General features: G+C 69.3%; 14 protein-coding genes and 4 tRNA genes. 12 read left to right on the top strand and 6 right to left on the bottom strand.

All coding sequences use genetic code 11. The features are described from left to right. Positions 1-75 precede the first annotated feature (75 nt). From uvrC to KOD61_RS06420, 5 genes are all read left to right on the top strand, one after another. The gene (gene uvrC / locus KOD61_RS06400) at positions 76-1995 is read left to right on the top strand and encodes an excinuclease ABC subunit UvrC (RefSeq protein WP_407074579.1); all 1920 of its coding nucleotides are present in this window, start codon (positions 76-78) and stop codon (positions 1993-1995) included. Beyond that, positions 1992-2561 carry a CDP-diacylglycerol--glycerol-3-phosphate 3-phosphatidyltransferase gene (pgsA, locus tag KOD61_RS06405; protein WP_215220200.1) on the top strand — a complete coding sequence of 190 codons (570 nt, stop codon included), beginning with the start codon at positions 1992-1994 and terminating at the stop codon, positions 2559-2561. The genes uvrC and pgsA overlap by 4 nt, the downstream gene beginning before the upstream one ends. A gap of 36 nt (positions 2562-2597) precedes the next feature. Beyond that, positions 2598-2673: transfer RNA gene (locus tag KOD61_RS06410), tRNA-Gly, on the top strand. 125 nt (positions 2674-2798) lie between these two features. Further along, positions 2799-2872 (top strand) — tRNA-Cys (locus KOD61_RS06415). Between the two features lie 46 nt (positions 2873-2918). Next, positions 2919-3005 (top strand) — tRNA-Leu (locus KOD61_RS06420). A 5-nt stretch (positions 3006-3010) separates the two neighbouring features. On the opposite strand, the gene KOD61_RS06425 is transcribed toward KOD61_RS06420, so the two are convergent. Next, on the bottom strand, positions 3011-3889 hold the full coding sequence (locus KOD61_RS06425) for a LysR substrate-binding domain-containing protein (RefSeq protein ID WP_215220201.1): 879 nt from the start codon (positions 3887-3889) through the stop codon (positions 3011-3013). A gap of 97 nt (positions 3890-3986) precedes the next feature. Here KOD61_RS06425 and KOD61_RS06430 point away from each other — a divergent pair, with 97 nt between their 5' ends. The 3 genes from KOD61_RS06430 (at position 3987) to KOD61_RS06440 (ending at position 7987) form a co-directional block, all read left to right on the top strand. After that, positions 3987-5009, top strand: a complete 1023-nt coding sequence (locus KOD61_RS06430; protein WP_215220202.1) for a YeiH family protein — start codon at positions 3987-3989, stop codon at positions 5007-5009. A 53-nt stretch (positions 5010-5062) separates the two neighbouring features. Continuing rightward, the gene (locus tag KOD61_RS06435) at positions 5063-6298 is read left to right on the top strand and encodes a lytic murein transglycosylase (RefSeq protein WP_215220203.1); all 1236 of its coding nucleotides are present in this window, start codon (positions 5063-5065) and stop codon (positions 6296-6298) included. 63 nt (positions 6299-6361) lie between these two features. After that, the gene (locus KOD61_RS06440; protein ID WP_215220204.1) at positions 6362-7987 is read left to right on the top strand and encodes an FMN-binding glutamate synthase family protein; all 1626 of its coding nucleotides are present in this window, start codon (positions 6362-6364) and stop codon (positions 7985-7987) included. A gap of 6 nt (positions 7988-7993) precedes the next feature. Here the strand turns inward: KOD61_RS06440 and arsC are convergent, their stop codons facing one another. The 4 genes from arsC to KOD61_RS06460 all read right to left on the bottom strand — a co-directional run bounded on the left by arsC (position 7994) and on the right by KOD61_RS06460 (position 9942). Then, a complete protein-coding gene (gene arsC, locus KOD61_RS06445; protein ID WP_215220205.1) occupies positions 7994-8347 on the bottom strand; it encodes an arsenate reductase (glutaredoxin) in 354 nt (117 codons plus the stop codon). 66 nt (positions 8348-8413) lie between these two features. Next, positions 8414-8488, bottom strand: a tRNA-Val gene (locus KOD61_RS06450). Between the two features lie 61 nt (positions 8489-8549). Beyond that, positions 8550-9509 (bottom strand): restriction endonuclease, encoded by a 960-nt coding sequence (locus KOD61_RS06455; protein ID WP_215220206.1) that lies wholly within the window; start codon positions 9507-9509, stop codon positions 8550-8552. A 160-nt stretch (positions 9510-9669) separates the two neighbouring features. Then, positions 9670-9942, bottom strand: coding sequence for a polyhydroxyalkanoic acid system family protein (locus tag KOD61_RS06460; RefSeq protein WP_215220207.1), 273 nt, complete (start codon positions 9940-9942; stop codon positions 9670-9672). Positions 9943-10033: 91 nt separating this feature from the next. On the opposite strand from KOD61_RS06460, the gene KOD61_RS06465 reads away from it, so the two are divergent. From KOD61_RS06465 to aroA, 3 genes are read left to right on the top strand one after another with little or no spacing between them, the layout of a single operon-like run. Then, positions 10034-10825, top strand: coding sequence for an FHA domain-containing protein (locus KOD61_RS06465; protein WP_215220208.1), 792 nt, complete (start codon positions 10034-10036; stop codon positions 10823-10825). Between the two features lie 46 nt (positions 10826-10871). Further along, entirely contained in the window at positions 10872-11957 is a 1086-nt protein-coding gene (gene serC / locus KOD61_RS06470) for a 3-phosphoserine/phosphohydroxythreonine transaminase (protein ID WP_215220209.1), read from the top strand. Beyond that, complete coding sequence (gene aroA, locus KOD61_RS06475) at positions 11954-13264, top strand: 3-phosphoshikimate 1-carboxyvinyltransferase (protein ID WP_215220210.1); 1311 nt, start codon at positions 11954-11956, stop codon at positions 13262-13264. The genes serC and aroA overlap by 4 nt, the downstream gene beginning before the upstream one ends. A 17-nt stretch (positions 13265-13281) precedes the next feature. Here the strand turns inward: aroA and KOD61_RS06480 are convergent, their stop codons facing one another. After that, positions 13282-13929: an energy transducer TonB gene (locus KOD61_RS06480; RefSeq protein WP_215220211.1), complete on the bottom strand. Its 648-nt coding sequence runs from the start codon at positions 13927-13929 to the stop codon at positions 13282-13284. Positions 13930-14049: 120 nt separating this feature from the next. Here KOD61_RS06480 and serS point away from each other — a divergent pair, with 120 nt between their 5' ends. Beyond that, the gene (gene serS / locus KOD61_RS06485) at positions 14050-15345 is read left to right on the top strand and encodes a serine--tRNA ligase (RefSeq protein ID WP_215220212.1); all 1296 of its coding nucleotides are present in this window, start codon (positions 14050-14052) and stop codon (positions 15343-15345) included. Positions 15346-15403 lie beyond the last annotated feature (58 nt).

A 15403-nucleotide genomic window follows, 5' to 3' on the forward strand; every position in this document is an offset into this window, starting at 1 on the left:
GGAGCCGATGCCTGCCCGCCACGCTGTCGCACCCGCGCCGAACCGCCGCCACCTGTCCGCGGGGTGCACGTGACCGTGACGGCGCCATTCGACGGAAAGGCGTTCTCGCGCGGCCTCAGTACCGCGCCCGGCGTGTACCGGATGGTCGGCGCCGACGACAAGGTCCTGTACGTCGGCAAGGCGAGCGCGCTGAAGAACCGCGTCTCCAGCTACTTCAATGCGACCCCGAAGTCGGCGCGGATCATGGCGATGCTGTCGCAGACCGTGCGGATGGAGGTGACGGTCACCCGCACCGAAGCCGAGGCGCTGATCCTCGAGAACGAGCTGATCAAGTCGCTGAAGCCGCGTTACAACGTGTTACTGCGCGACGACAAGAGCTATCCCTACGTCCTGCTCACCAACGAGGCCTGGCCGCGAATCGCCGTCCATCGCGGGCCGCGCTCGATACCCGGCCGGTACTTCGGTCCGTATGCGAGCGTCGGCGCGGTCCGCGACACGCTCAACCTGATGCACAAGCTGTTCAAGCTGCGCAGTTGCGAGGACAGCGTGTTCCGCAACCGGTCCCGGCCGTGCCTGCAGCACCAGATCGGCCGCTGCAGCGCGCCCTGCGTGGGACTGGTGTCGGCGCGCGAGTATGCCGAGAGCGTCCGCCGCGCCACCCTGCTGCTCGAGGGGCGCAGCGACGAGCTGACCGACGAGCTGGGCCGCGCGATGGAAGGCGCCGCCCAGCGCCTGGATTTCGAGGAGGCCGCCCGCCTGCGTGACCTGGTGTCGTCGATCCGCACGCTGCAGGCGCGCCAGTACGTCGATGGCCGCGCGGCCGACCTGGACGTCCTCGCCGTGTCGATGCAGGGCGCCGCGGCGTGCGTCGTGCTGCTGGCCTTCCGCGACGGCCGCAACCTGGGCACGCGCTCGTTCTTCCCCAGGACCAATGGCAGCGAGAACGCCGAAGAGGTGCTGGCGGCGTTCGTCTCGCAGTACTACGGCGAGCAGCTTCCGCCCGGCGAGATCGTCATCGACCGCGACATCCCGGACCGCGAACTGATCCAGCAGGCGCTGTCGGCGTCCGGCGAGCGCAAGGTCGAGATCCGCCACCGCGTGCGTGGTGACCGCGCCGGCTACCTCGACATGGCCCGCCGCAACGCGCAGATCACGCTGGCCAGCGAGCGCACCAGCCACGCCGCCCAGCTCGCACGCGCCGAGGACCTGCGCGAGCTGCTGGGCATGGCCGCGCTGCCACAACGGATCGAATGCTTCGACATCAGCCACACCATGGGCGAGGCCACCGTCGCATCGTGCGTGGTGTTCGACGCGGAAGGCCCGGTCCGCGGCCAGTACCGCCGCTACAACATCGCCGGCATCGAGCCGGGTGACGACTACGCGGCGATGCACCAGGCCATCAGCCGGCGGTTCCGTCGCGCGGTGGCATCCGACACGGTCGACGTGGATGACCCGGCGGCCGCGACCCGGCGCAAGCGGGTGGACAAGGCGGCCGCGGTGCTGCCCGATATCCTGCTGATCGACGGCGGTGCCGGCCAGGTCGCGCAGGCGAGGGCGGTGCTGGACGAGCTGGGCATCGAAGGCGTGGCGCTGGTCGGCGTCGCCAAGGGGCCGGCCCGCCGCCCCGGCGACGAGGAACTGCTGCTGCCCGATGGGCGGTGCGTCCGCCCGGGTGCCGGCTCGCCCGCATTGCAACTGGTGCAGCAGGTCCGCGACGAGGCGCACCGGTTCGCCATCACCGGCCATCGCGGTCGGCGCCAGAAGGCGCGCAACACCAGCCGGTTGGAGGACATCCCCGGCATCGGCCCGCGCCGCCGCGCCAACCTGTTGCGCCACTTCGGCGGACTCGGCGGGCTCAAGGCCGCCGGCGCCGAGGAGATCTCCCGCGTGGAAGGCGTGAACGCTGCCCTGGCCGAACGCATCTATGCGACCCTGCACGGACTCGAAAGCGCTGGCAATGCCCCCGGGGCCGGTGCGACACGGAGTGAAGAATGAAGTTGACGGTGCCGACCATGCTCACGTTGCTGCGGATCGTGCTGATCCCGGTGTTGGTGCTGGTCTATTACCTGGATTACCGGTGGACGAATTTCGCCGCCGCGGCGATCTTCGCGTTCGCCTCGCTGACGGACTGGCTCGACGGCTGGATCGCCCGTCGCTACGACCAGTACTCGGCGTTCGGCGCGTTCCTGGATCCGGTGGCGGACAAGCTGATGGTCGCCACCGCACTGGTGATCACCGTGCAGCACCACCACACCGTGTGGATGGCGTTGTGGGCGGCGGTGATCATCGGGCGCGAGATCGCGGTGTCGGCCCTGCGCGAGTGGATGGCCGAGCTCGGCCAGCGGGCGAAGGTCAAGGTCGCCACGATCGGCAAGGTCAAGACGGTGGTCCAGATGGTCGCGCTGGTGTTCCTGCTGTACCGCGATCCGGTGCTGCAGTTGCCCGTGTTCGCGATCGGCGAGTGGCTGCTGGCCGCGGCCGCGCTGCTGACGCTGTGGTCGGGTTTCGCATACCTGCATGCAGCCTGGCCTTCGCTGAAGGACGATGTGAAAAACAGTTGACAGTTCTGCCGTCATGCCTAAAATGGCGGCTCCTCAGCGGGAATAGCTCAGTTGGTAGAGCACGACCTTGCCAAGGTCGGGGTCGCGAGTTCGAGTCTCGTTTCCCGCTCCAGATTTCGCCCTCCGGTTCGCTGGAGGGGCTTTCGAAACAAACCCCGTTCGCGGGGTTTTGTTTTTTCCAGAGGCTGCCCCGTGCAGCCGGCACCACAAGCGGTATGCTTGCGGTGCGCGTCATCCGGCCGGGTGGCAGAGTGGTTATGCAGCGGACTGCAAATCCGCGTACGCCGGTTCAATTCCGACCTCGGCCTCCATCTTCGAACCGCGCTCCGGCGCGGTTTTTTCTTTGTGCGACCATCGGCCCGGATGGCGGAACTGGTAGACGCAACGGACTTAAAATCCGTCAGCCGCAAGGCTATCCGGGTTCGATTCCCGGTCCGGGCACCACGCTGCTACCCCGCGCCCACGCTGGCGAGGAACGCCCCCAGCAGCGCGCCGCGATGGCGCTGGCGGTGAAGCACCAGGCTCAGCTCGCGCTGCAGCGGCAGGAACGGCGTCGGCAAGACGGCGATGCGCCCGGAGAGCCGCGCTTCCTCCACCGCGATCGCCGGCAGCAGTGCCAGGCCGAGGCCGGCGATCACCGCCTGCTTGATCGCCTCGCTCTGGTCGAGCTCGAGCACGGTCTCGCCGGCGGGGAGCGCCGCGAGGACGCGTTCGGCCTGGCTGCGCGTGGCCGAGCCGGCCTCGCGCAGGATCCAGCGTGCGCCTGCGAAGTCGTCCGGCCGCAGGCGTTTGCGCCCGGCCAGCCGGTGGTTCGGCGGTGCACACACGCACAAGGTGTCGCTTCGCCACGGAAGGAGTTCCAGTTGCGGATGCGCCGCCGGCCCCTCGATGCACCCCAGGTCCAGGCTGTAGTCGAGCATCCCGGCGAGGATCGATGCGCTGTTGTCGACGTGCAGCCGGATGCTGACGCGTGGATGCGCGGCCACGAACCCGCCCAGCAGGTCGCCGACCAGGTAGTTGCCGATGGTGTTGCTGGCGCCCAGCCGCAGTTCACCGGACAGGTCCTCGCCGGCGTCGCCCAGGCCGAACTCGCGCAGCCGCTCGAGGATGTCGCGGGCGCGCGGCAACAGGCGGCGGCCATGCGCGTTGAGGTGCAGGCGCTGCTGGATACGGTCGAACACCCGGTATCCCAGCAGCCGCTCCAGCTCGCCCAGGGCCATGCTGGCCGCCGGCTGGGTCAGGTGGAGTTGCTCGGCCGCGCCACGCACGGTGCCGCCGGCGGCAATGGCGACGAACACTTCCAGTTGCCGGGGGCTGACGCTGTTCATCAATCGGACTGATGGGGCGGGTAAGAAGTATCAACTGTACTGAATATCGAGGGTGGGCCACGATTGCGTCCCCGATGACGTCCCGCCCGTCCAACCCATGACCACACCCTCCGGCACGTTGCCAGGCATCCTCCGTCCCACCTTCCGCCTGCTTCCCGGTCTCGCGCTCGCGGTCGGGCTGGGCTTGCTCGGCCTGTGGCTCGCGGAGTTGCCGTGGCTCGCGCGCTGGCAGTTGAGCGCGCTCACCTGCGCGATCGTGCTGGGACTGCTGGTGGGCAATCTGCTGGGCGCGCACCTGCCCGCACGGCTGGCGCCAGGTCTTCACGTGTCGCAGCGGCAGCTGTTGCGGGCGGGCGTCGTCCTGTACGGGCTCAGGCTGAGTTTCCAGGACATCGCGGCGATCGGCGCCGCCGGGCTGCTGGTCGACGTGGTGGTGGTCGTGTCCACGCTCATGCTGGGCACTTGGGCCGGGCGCCGTTGGTTTGGCCTGGACCGGCACACGGCGATGCTGACGGCCGCCGGCAGCGCTATCTGTGGCGCGGCGGCGGTGCTGGCCGTCGAGCGCGTGCTGCGCGCCGATCCCAGCAAGGTGGCGATCGCGGTCGCCACGGTTGTGTTATTCGGCACCTTCAACATCTTCCTGTACCCGATGCTGTACCCGCATCTCGGGCTCGATCCCGCTGCGTTCGGGCTGTATGCCGGAGCGACCGTGCATGAAGTGGCGCAGGTGGTGGCGGTCGGCAGCGCGGTCAGCCCCGAGACCGCCGACGCCGCGGTCATCGTCAAGCTGACCCGGGTGTTGCTGCTGGTACCCGTGTTGCTGGTGCTCGGCTGGCAGGAGGCACGTGAGGGCGGTGAGCGGGCCATGGTGATCCCGTGGTTCGCATTGGGGTTCCTGGCGGTGGTGGCCCTCAACTCGGTCATCCAGCTGCCCGGGCCGTGGAGGGCGGCGCTGCTGACGTTGGACACGCTGTTGCTCGCGACCGCCATGGCGGCACTGGGCGTGGAGACGCGCATTGCCAAGCTGCGTGCGCTCGGCCCGCGGCCACTGTTGCTGGCCGGTGTGCTCTTCCTGTGGCTCAGCGTCGGCGGGTACCTGCTCGTGCGCGCAGTCACGTGACACTGCCGCGCTGACCACGGTCCCATCACGACGGGGGTCGATATGGTTCGTCCATGTTTTCGAACCTGCTCGTCCTCGCCATGTCCGCGGCGCCGCAGGCGTCGACGCCGCCTCCGCCCGCATACGACCAAGCCGCCTACCGCCGCTGCGTGGACAGCCTGCAGGCGCGGGCGGCGCGCGAAGGCATCGGCAGCGCGCTGTTCGACCGGCACGTGCGCACGGTGGTGCCGGACACCTCGGTGCTGCGGCTGCTGGATTCGCAGCCCGAGTTCAAGACGCCGATCTGGGACTACCTCGCCGGCCTGGTCGACGAGGAGCGTGTCGCCGGCGGTCGGCAGATGCTGCAACGCCATGCGGATGTGCTGTCCAGGGTGGAAGCGGCGTACGGCGTCGACCCGGCGACCGTGGTTGCGGTGTGGGGAGTTGAAAGCGACTTCGGCGATACATTCGGCAAGCGCCCGCTGCTTCAGTCGCTGACGACGCTGTCGTGCATGGGACGGCGGCAGGATTTCTTCCGGGGCGAGTTGCTGGCCACGCTGCGGATCATCCGCGATGGTGATGTCACCGCCGACAAGCTGGTCGGGTCGTGGGCCGGCGCCTTCGGCCATACCCAGTTCATTCCGTCGACATACCGTCGGCTGGCAGTTGATTTCGATGGTGACGGTCGCCGGGACCTGGTGGACAGCATCCCCGACGCGCTTGCCTCGACCGCCAATTACCTCAAGCGGGCCGGATGGCGCACTGGTGAGCCGTGGGGCTACGAGGTCGCTGTGCCCGCCCGCTTCAGCGGTGCCCACGGACGTACCCGGCGGCAGCCGCTGTCGCATTGGGTAGGGCAGGGCATCACACGGGTGGACGGCAGTCCCATAGCGCCCGATGGCCGGCGCTCGGCGCTGGTGATGCCTGCCGGCCGCGACGGACCCGCGTTCCTGGTGTTCCGCAACTTCGACGCGATCTACTCGTACAACGCCGCCGAGAGCTATGCGTTTGCGATCGCGTTGCTGTCGGAGCGACTGCGCGGCCGCCCGGGTCTCGTTCGCGACTGGCCCACCGACGACCCGGGGCTGTCGCGGCTCCAGCGTCGCGAACTGCAGCAATTGCTGCTGGATCGTGGCCACGACATCGGCGAGATCGACGGCATCGTCGGCGGCAACACACGCGCCGCGATCGTGCTTGAGCAGCAGCGTCTCGGCCGTCCCCCCGACGGTCGCGCCAGCCAAGGCCTGCTGCGCGCGTTGAAGGTGACGCGTCCGGTTCCGGCTGCGCCGGCGGAGCCCCGGACCCGCTAGCCGGCAAGGCATCGGTCGCCCGGCGCGCCGGTTATCCTTGCGCTTCGACTGATGGGAGCCTGCATGTCGCGCTATGCCCTCTACGCCGCCGCCATCGCACTGACCCTGCTGTCGGCGGTGATGACCTTTGCCTTCGACCGCGACTGGACGTGGGTCCTGTTGGCCGCCGGCGCGCTGACGGCACTGGGGACCTGGGACCTGCTGCAACAGCGCAGCACGCTGCGTCGCAACTACCCGCTGCTCGCACACTTCCGCTACGGACTGGAGTCGATCGGCCCCGAGATGCGGCAGTACTTCATCCAGGCAGATACCGCCGAGGTGCCGTTCTCGCGCCTGCAGCGTGCACTTGTCTACCAGCGCTCCAAGTCGGTTATCGATACCCGCCCGTTCGGCACGTTGCAGGACGTCTATGGCCCCGACTACGAGTGGATCAACCACTCGATGGTGCCGAGCGAGCATGTCGACCCGGATTTCCGCGTGCTGGTTGGGGAGAAGAGCGCACAGCCGTACTCGGCGAGCGTGTTCAACATCTCGGCGATGAGCTTCGGGTCGCTGTCGGCCAATGCCATCCGCGCCCTCAACAAGGGCGCCAAGGCCGGCGGCTTCTATCACGACACCGGCGAAGGCTCGATCTCGCCGTATCACCGCGAACACGGGGGCGACCTGGTCTGGGAAATCGGCTCGGGCTACTTCGGTTGCCGGGACAACGATGGCGGTTTCAGCGTCGAGCGGTTCGTCGAGAACGCCACCGACCCGCAGGTGAAGATGATCGAGGTCAAACTGTCGCAGGGCGCCAAGCCCGGCCACGGCGGCGTGCTGCCCGCGCCCAAGGTCAGCCCTGAAATCGCGTTGACGCGTGGGGTGCCGCCCGGTGTCGAGTGTGTGTCACCGGCGCAGCACAGCGCCTTCTCGACCCCTATCGGCCTACTCGAGTTTGTCGCCCGCCTTCGCGAACTGTCCGGCGGCAAGCCGACCGGCTTCAAGCTGGCGATCGGGCATCCGTGGGAATGGTTCGGCATCGCCAAGGCGATGAAGGAAACCGGCATCCTGCCGGACTTCATCGTGGTCGACGGCGCGGAGGGCGGCACCGGCGCCGCGCCGGCGGAATTCATCGACCACGTCGGCCTGCCCATGCACGAGGCACTGATGCTCGTGCACAACACCCTGGTTGGGCTCGAGTTGCGCGACGACCTTCGGATGGCGGCGGCCGGCAAGGTCACCAGCGCGTTCGACATCGCGCGCACGCTGGCGATGGGCGCGGACTGGTGCAATGCGGGCCGGGGTTTCATGTTCGCGGTCGGCTGCATCCAGGCCCAGGCGTGCCACACCGACCATTGCCCCACCGGCGTGGCGACCCAGGATCCGCGACGCTGGCGCGGCCTGGATGTGGGGGACAAGTCCAGCCGCGTCTATAACTTCCACCACAACACCGTGCGCGCATTGCGCGACCTGGTGTGCGCGGCCGGGCTGGAGCATCCGCGTGAACTCGGGCCCGAGCACATCATGCGTCGGGTTACGCCGACCGAGGTCCGGTCGCTGGCGGCGCTGTACCGGTTCCTCGAACCCGGGGCCCTGTTGACGGGCCTGCCCGAGCACGCGGTGTTCAAGGCGTTCTGGGCGAGCGCACGCAGCGATTCGTTCGGTGCGCCCGACCGCGCGCGCAAGATGCGCCAGAGCAAGTCGTTCTGACCGGTCTCAGTCGAGCAGATCGAGCACGCGCTCGGGAGGGCGACCGATCACCGCACGCCCACCGTTGACGAAGATCGGGCGCTCGATCAGCCGCGGGTGAGCCGCCATGGCCGCGATGATCCGGTCATCCGCGATCGACGCGTCGTCCAGCCCGAGTTCGCGGTACTCGGCCTCGCCGGTGCGCAACAGGGCACGGGGCGAAACGTCCAGCATCGCGACCAGCTGGCGTAGCTCGTCCTCGCCCGGCGAGGTGTCCAGGTAGGCGCGGATCTCGGGCTCGATGCCGCGTTCGCGCAGCAGCTCGAGTGCGCCGCGGGACTTGGAGCAGCGGGGGTTGTGATACAGGCGGGCAGCGGGCATGCGAACTCCTTGTCGACGGTCGCCGCGGGCATAAAAAAAGCCGGCGCGTGGCCGGCTCCATACTACTGGTGGGCGGTGCAGGGATCGAACCTGCGACCCTTGCCGTGTGAAGGCAATGCTCTACCGCTGAGCTAACCGCCCGGTATTGCTGGGCCGCGCAGTTTACTGGGCGCCGCGGACGCCGGCAAGCCTTTCGGGCCGGTCAATACACCCGGCACTGCATGAACCGCACCGGTTGCCCGCTCGAGGGGGCGGGCTGCAACTGCACGCGGGAAGCGCCGAGCGACTCGCTGCGCTCCAGCACCTCGCAGACGCCGTCGATCTGGTCATCGGTGGCATCGGGCATCAGGTGCACCACAAGGGTCGACCGGGTGGCCCAGCCGGCATCGACGACGCCGGGCAGGGCGGCGATGTCGCGTTCGATCTGTTCGCGCTGCTCCGCGTCGGATGCCGGTTCCGTGGCGCCGGCCGGCGTGTCCGTGGACGGTGCAGCGATCACGGGCGCCGCCGGCTCAACCCCACGACCGGTCAACGGCATTTGCGAAGCGGGTGGGGCCACCATCGGCGGTACCGGGGCCGGCTTCGGGTCGCCGCCAGCGCTCCGCAACCCGCCAAGCAGCATTGCCAGCGCGACGCCGGCAGCCAGTGCCGCGACCCAGCCGAGCCCGATCGCCCGCAACGTGCGGCGGTGCGCCCTCGCCACGAGGTCGGTGTGCACGCTTGGTGGCAGGAGGGGGTCGATCAGCGTCCACAGCATCGGCCCGTCCAGCAGCTCGATCGCCCCCGCGTGGCGGCGGGCATCGGGCTCGATCCGGCCGAGCGTGGTGAGGATGCCGCCACTCGCGCCGCTGGCCCGCACCGCCGAGGCAAGCTCCTCGACCATTGGACGCCCGACCCGGTAGTCGACGCCCTGCTTGCACGTCAGTAACCAGGTCTGGCCATCGCGGTTGAGCAGCAGGTCGGCCTTCTGGCCGCGGTCGGCGGACGGCTCCAGCCGGCTTGCCTCGAACCCCTGCGCCTGCAGCGCCTCGATGACGAAGCGCGAGAACTCCCGCCAACGCATCACCGCCAGGGTGCGCAGCCCGGCCTCCATCACCCATTTCCGGCATTGCACCCGCCACAACCAGGCACTGAGGCCGGCGCCGAGGACAAGTGCGATCACCAATGCAGTTACTAAGAATGGAACTGTCAGCATTCCTGCGATCCACCTGGGGGGCAACGAAAGACCCGCGCAATATACGTCCGCGTCTGCGCACGCCGGGTGAGGCGCGGCACGGTTTGGCACCCCGCGGGCTGCCGGCCCCTGTGCGGGCCGGAACGCCTCAGAACCGCTCGTCCAGTACGCGGCGGATCTCCGCTTCGATCGGGCCCTTCATCGCGCCCAGCAGGAACCCCAGTTGCGCCGTGACATGCACCTGTCCCGGCAGCAGGGCGATGCGGCCATCGATGCCGCTTCGGGTGAAGTCGAGGATGTCCCCGTCCCAGCGGCACTCGGCGCCGAACCGGTCGGCCAGCTTGTCGGCGATTTCCTGGACGGCCTGGCGCGCGCGCGGCGGGGCCAGTGTGTGGGGATGTTGGATGTCGATGCTTGCCATGGAACCTCCTGTGGAGTGCCATTGTGCGGCGCGCCGCGAGGGGTTCACAGCCCATGGGCGACGTGTGGGGAGCGTGCTAGATTTTAGCGGCGTGAATGCCCTCAGCCTGCGATTTCCCGACCACGACCGCAACGACCTGGCCCTGGGCCATGGCGTCCACGCGTTCGGCCGCGCCGACGATGGTGCCCTGGACCGAGTCGAGCACCGCGAAGACGCGCTGGTGCAGTTCTGCATCGACCGCCGCGGGGTCTGGCTGCAGTCCCGTGCGCCCGACGGCGCGGTGCACGTCAACGGCCGGCCGGTACGGCGCATGGCAATGCTGCGCGCCGGCGATGCCATCCACCTGGAAGGGGCCGAACTGGTCCTGCTGGGCACCTCGCCGGGGCCGATGCCGAAGGGCATCCCGAACGTGCGCGAGAGCGACCGGCGCGCGGTGCTGCGCGGGGTTGGCGGGCCTTCCCATGGACGCTGTTTCAGCCTCGACCACGCGCGCGAGATCGGTCGCGATGTCGAATGCGACATCCGCATCGACGGCCCTGCGATCGCCGAGCGCCATGCGCGGCTAGAGCCACACCAGGACGGCATCGTGCTGCGTGACCTGGGCGGCGCCAACGTGGTGGTCAACGGCCACGCGGTGCGCGAGGGGTTGTTGCAAGCCGGCGACCAACTGGTGGTGGGCAGCCACCGGTTCGTGATCGAGGCGCCGCTGTCACCGGGCATCGCGGACGCCACGGCCGTCCCGGAGGACGGGCACGATACGGAGACGGTAGACGACGCGCCTTCGCCGGTCGCGTCCTCGATACGACGCATGCCGTGGCTGTTGCTGGCCGCGGTGCTGCTGGCCGCGGCACTGACGCTGCTGTTGATGTTCGGCGCGCGCTGAGCGCGCCCCGCCTTCCCGTCCCGACCTTCCCAATGGAGCTCCTGCGATGACGCGCGCCTACAACTTCAGTGCCGGCCCTGCGACCCTGCCCGAAACCGTGCTGGAACAGGCGGGTGCCGAGCTCCTTGACTGGCACGGCGCCGGTGCCTCGATCGTCGAGCTGAGCCATCGTGGACCGGAGTTCATGCAGGTCGCATCCGAGGCCGAGGCCGACCTGCGCACGCTGCTGTCCGTACCCGACGACTACGCGGTGCTGTTCCTGTCCGGCGGCGCGACCACCCAGCAGGCGCTGATCCCGCTCAACTTCGCCGCCCCCGGGCAAGCCGCGGACTACGTGGTGACGGGCCACTGGGGCAAGACCGCGATCAAGCAGGCGCACCCTTATGTGTCCGCCAACGTCGCCGCCGACGGTGAGGCGGGCGGTTTCCGGGACATTCCCGCGCGGGCCGATTGGCGGCTGTCCGACGACGCTGCGTACGTGCACGTCACCGCCAACGAGACCATCCACGGGGTGGAGTTCCGCGACACACCCGACGTGGGCGACGTCCCGCTGATCGCCGATTTCAGCTCGAGCATCGCCTCCGAACCCGTCGACGTGTCGCGCTACGCGATGATCTACGCCGGCGCGCAGAAGAACCTCGGGCCGGTCGGTGTGAGCGTGGTGATCGTGCGCCGGGAGCCGCTGGAGCGTAGCGGCCAGCCGCGCGCGCCCATCTTCGAATACGCCCGGCACGCGCAGAGCGGCTCGATGCTCAACACCCCGCCGACCTTCAACTGGTACCTGGCCGGGCTTGTTTTCAAGTGGATGCTGGCCGAAGGCGGCGTCGAGGAGTTCGCCCGCCGCAACCAGCGCAAGGCCGATGCCCTGTACGCGGCGATCGACGGATCCGGCGGTTTCTATCGCAACGAGGTCGCGCCGGCCGTGCGCTCGCGGATGAACGTGCCGTTCTTCCTCCACGACGATGGACTGGACAAGGCGTTCCTCGCCGAGGCGAAGGAGGCCGGGTTGATCTCGCTGAAGGGCCACCGGGCACTGGGCGGCATGCGTGCCTCGATCTACAACGCCATGCCCGAGGCGGGCGTGCGCGCCTTGGTGGGGTTCATGGACGAGTTCCGGCAGCGGCACGGATGACGACGCGGCAGGACTGGATCGCCGCGCTTGGCGGTCCGTTACACGGTTCGCTCGTGGTGCCAGGGGACAAGTCGGTGTCGCACCGTGCACTGATGCTCGGGGCGCTGGCCGACGGGGTCACGGAAGTCCACGGTTTCCTGGAAGGGGAGGACACGTGCGCCACGGCCCGCGTGCTCGGCCAGCTGGGCGTGCGCATCGAGTCTCCGGCGCCGCAGGTGCGGCGCATCCACGGGGTCGGGCTGGATGGACTGCGCGGCAGCGACGCCGAGCTGGATTGCGGCAATGCCGGCACCGGCATGCGGTTGCTGGCCGGCCTGCTCGCAGGACAGGCGTTCGACAGCGTGCTGGTGGGGGATGCGTCGCTGTCGCAACGGCCGATGCGGCGCGTGACAGAACCGCTGGCGGCGATGGGGGCTCGCATCGATACAGGGCCGGGTGGGGTGCCGCCGCTTCGGATCCACGGCGGCCAATCGCTGTCCGGCATCGCCTACGACCTGCCGGTGGCGAGCGCACAGGTGAAGTCGGCCGTGCTGCTCGCCGGCCTGGGCGCACGTGGCACGACCACCGTGCGCGAGCCGCATCCGACCCGGGATTACACCGAACGGATGCTGGCCGCGTTCGGTTATCCGATCGACTTCAAGCCCGGGTTTGCGAGCGTGCCGGGTGGACATCGCCTGGTTGCGACGCGGGTGGAAGTGCCGGCTGATTTCTCGTCCGCTGCGTTCTTCGTGGTCGCCGCCAGCATCATCCCGGGGTCTGACCTGGTGCTGCGGTCGGTCGGGGTCAGCCCGAGGCGTACCGGGCTGTTGCAGGCGCTGCGGTTGATGGGCGCCGATATCGAAGAGACCGACAGTCGCGAGCAGGGCGGGGAGCCGGTCGCGGATCTGCGGGTGCGCCACGCGCCACTGACGGGCATCGAAGTGCCCGAAGCGCTGGTGCCGGACATGATCGACGAGTTCCCGGCGCTGTTCGTCGCCGCCGCATGCGCCTCAGGCCGCACGGTGGTACGCGGCGCGGCCGAGTTGCGGGTCAAGGAGTCCGATCGGATCGGCACCATGGCCGCTGGATTGCGAGCACTTGGCATCCGGGCGGACGAGCGCGCGGACGGCGTCGTCATCCAAGGGGGGCGCCTGCGCGGTGGCGAGGTGGACGCCCACGGAGACCACCGGGTGGCTATGAGCTTTGCCGTCGCCGCCCAGCGCGCCGAGGGCGAGGTGCGCATCCGCGATGTCGCCAACGTCGCCACCTCGTTCCCGGGGTTCGTGTCGCTGGCTACCCAGGCCGGATTCGGACTGCGCGCCGGCTGACCGGCGCGCGTGGCTCCTCAGCGTGAGGGTTCGAACGCGATCGGTACTACCACCGTGCCGACGGTCGGCCGGCCGTCAAGGGTCGCCGGTTCGAACCGCCAGCGTTTCACCGCGTCCACCGCGGTGCGGTCGAGCAGGCGCGAGCCGCTGCCCTGGCTGACCGACACCGAGGTCGGCACGCCATCGGGCCCGATCTCCGCCCTGACCATCACCGTTCCGCTTTCGCCACGGCGCAGTGCGCGCACGGGATACCGCGGGGCAGGGGTGGCGCCGGGGATCGGCCGGGGCTGGGTCAACGGGCTGGGTGGGGGGGGCGGCGGCGGTTCGACCGCGACCGGCGCCGGCGCTTCGACCAGCCGGGGCTCGTCCTGCTGCGCCACTTCGTCCTCGTCCGCCGGCTGTCGCTCGGCATCCATCCCGCTTGCGTCGCGACTGCCCGCGGGCAGGGGCACCGGCAACGGTTCGTAGGCGGACGGCGCGGCCGTGGGCGGCGTGCCGTTGGCGCGGAAGAAATCGTCGCCGTCGCGGTCGCCCGACCAGACCAGCGCAAACAGCACCAGGCCGATGACGAAGGCGCCCAACACCAGCCACAGGGCGCGCGGCGAAGGGCGCCACGAGGCGAGGTCGAAACGGGAACGCGACGGCTTGGTCGGGGATTCGGGCATGGGCGCGGCTCGGCGGCAGTCGTCGACATTGTGCATGTCTGTGTTCAATGGTGCGCCAACGGCACCCATCCACGTCAATCCACGCGATAATCGCGCACCCGACCACCCGGATGCGGTCCCATGCTTGACCCCAACCTGTTGCGCCAGCAACCCGACGAACTCGCCGAACGGCTCCGTGCCACCCGTGGCTACGCACTGGATCCGGCGGCGCTGCAGGCGCTGGAGGCCGAGCGAAAGCAGATCCAGGTCCGGACGCAGGAGCTGCAGGCGCAGCGCAACAGCCGGTCCAAGGCGATCGGCCAGGCGAAGGCGAAGGGTGAAGAGGTCGCTCCGCTGCTGGCGGAGGTGGCCGGGCTGGGCGACGAGCTGAAAGCCAGCGAGGCCCGGCTGCAGGCGATCCAGGCCGAGCTCGAAGCCATCGCGCTGGGCATCCCGAACCTGCCGCATGCCTCGGTACCGGCGGGCACGGACGAGTCCGGCAACGTCGAACAGCACCGCTGGGGCACGCCGCGGACGTTCGACTTCCAGGTCCGCGACCACGTGGAGCTCGGCGCCCCCAACGGCTGGCTCGATGGCGACACCGCCGCAAGACTCAGCGGCGCGCGCTTCACCGTGCTGCGCGGGCCGCTGGCGCGGCTGCACCGCGCCCTCGCGCAGTTCATGCTCGACCTGCACACCGGCGAGCATGGCTACGAGGAGACCAACGTGCCGCTGCTCGTGAATGCCGACAGCATGCGCGGCACCGGCCAGTTGCCGAAGTTCGAGGACGACCTGTTCGCCACCGAGATCGGCGACGCGGCCTCGGCCAACAACCGCCGCTACCTCATCCCGACCGCCGAGGTGCCGCTGACCAACATCGTCCGCGAGGAGATCGTCGAGGATGCCGCGCTGCCGATGCGCATGACCGCCGACTCGATGTGCTTCCGCGCCGAAGCCGGCAGCCACGGGCGCGATACCCGCGGCATGATCCGCCAGCACCAGTTCGAGAAGGTGGAGCTGGTCTGCGTCAGCCGCCCCGGGGAGTCATACGACGAGCACGAGCGGATGACCCGCTGCGCCGAGGTGGTGCTCGAGCGGCTCGGCCTGCCGTACCGCCGCATGCTGCTGTGCAGTGGCGACATGGGGTTCTCGGCCACCAAGACCTACGACCTGGAGGTCTGGCTGCCGAGCCAGGAGACCTACCGTGAGATCTCGTCGGTTTCCAACTGCGAGGCGTTCCAGGCCCGCCGCATGCAGGCGCGCTGGCGCAACCCCGCTACCGGCAAGCCGGAGCTGGTGCACACGCTCAATGGTTCGGGCGTGGCCATCGGGCGCGCATTGATCGCGGTGATGGAGAACTACCAGGATGCGGACGGCTCCATCGCGATCCCCGACGTGCTCAAGCCATACATGGGTGGACTTGAACGGATCGGCTGAGCCGCCACGCGGCACCAAGGCTGCAAGAACAAGGGCCCTGCATGGGCCCTTGTTGTTT

The organism is Lysobacter luteus (assembly GCF_907164845.1).
GTDB classification, from domain to species: domain Bacteria; phylum Pseudomonadota; class Gammaproteobacteria; order Xanthomonadales; family Xanthomonadaceae; genus Novilysobacter; species Novilysobacter luteus.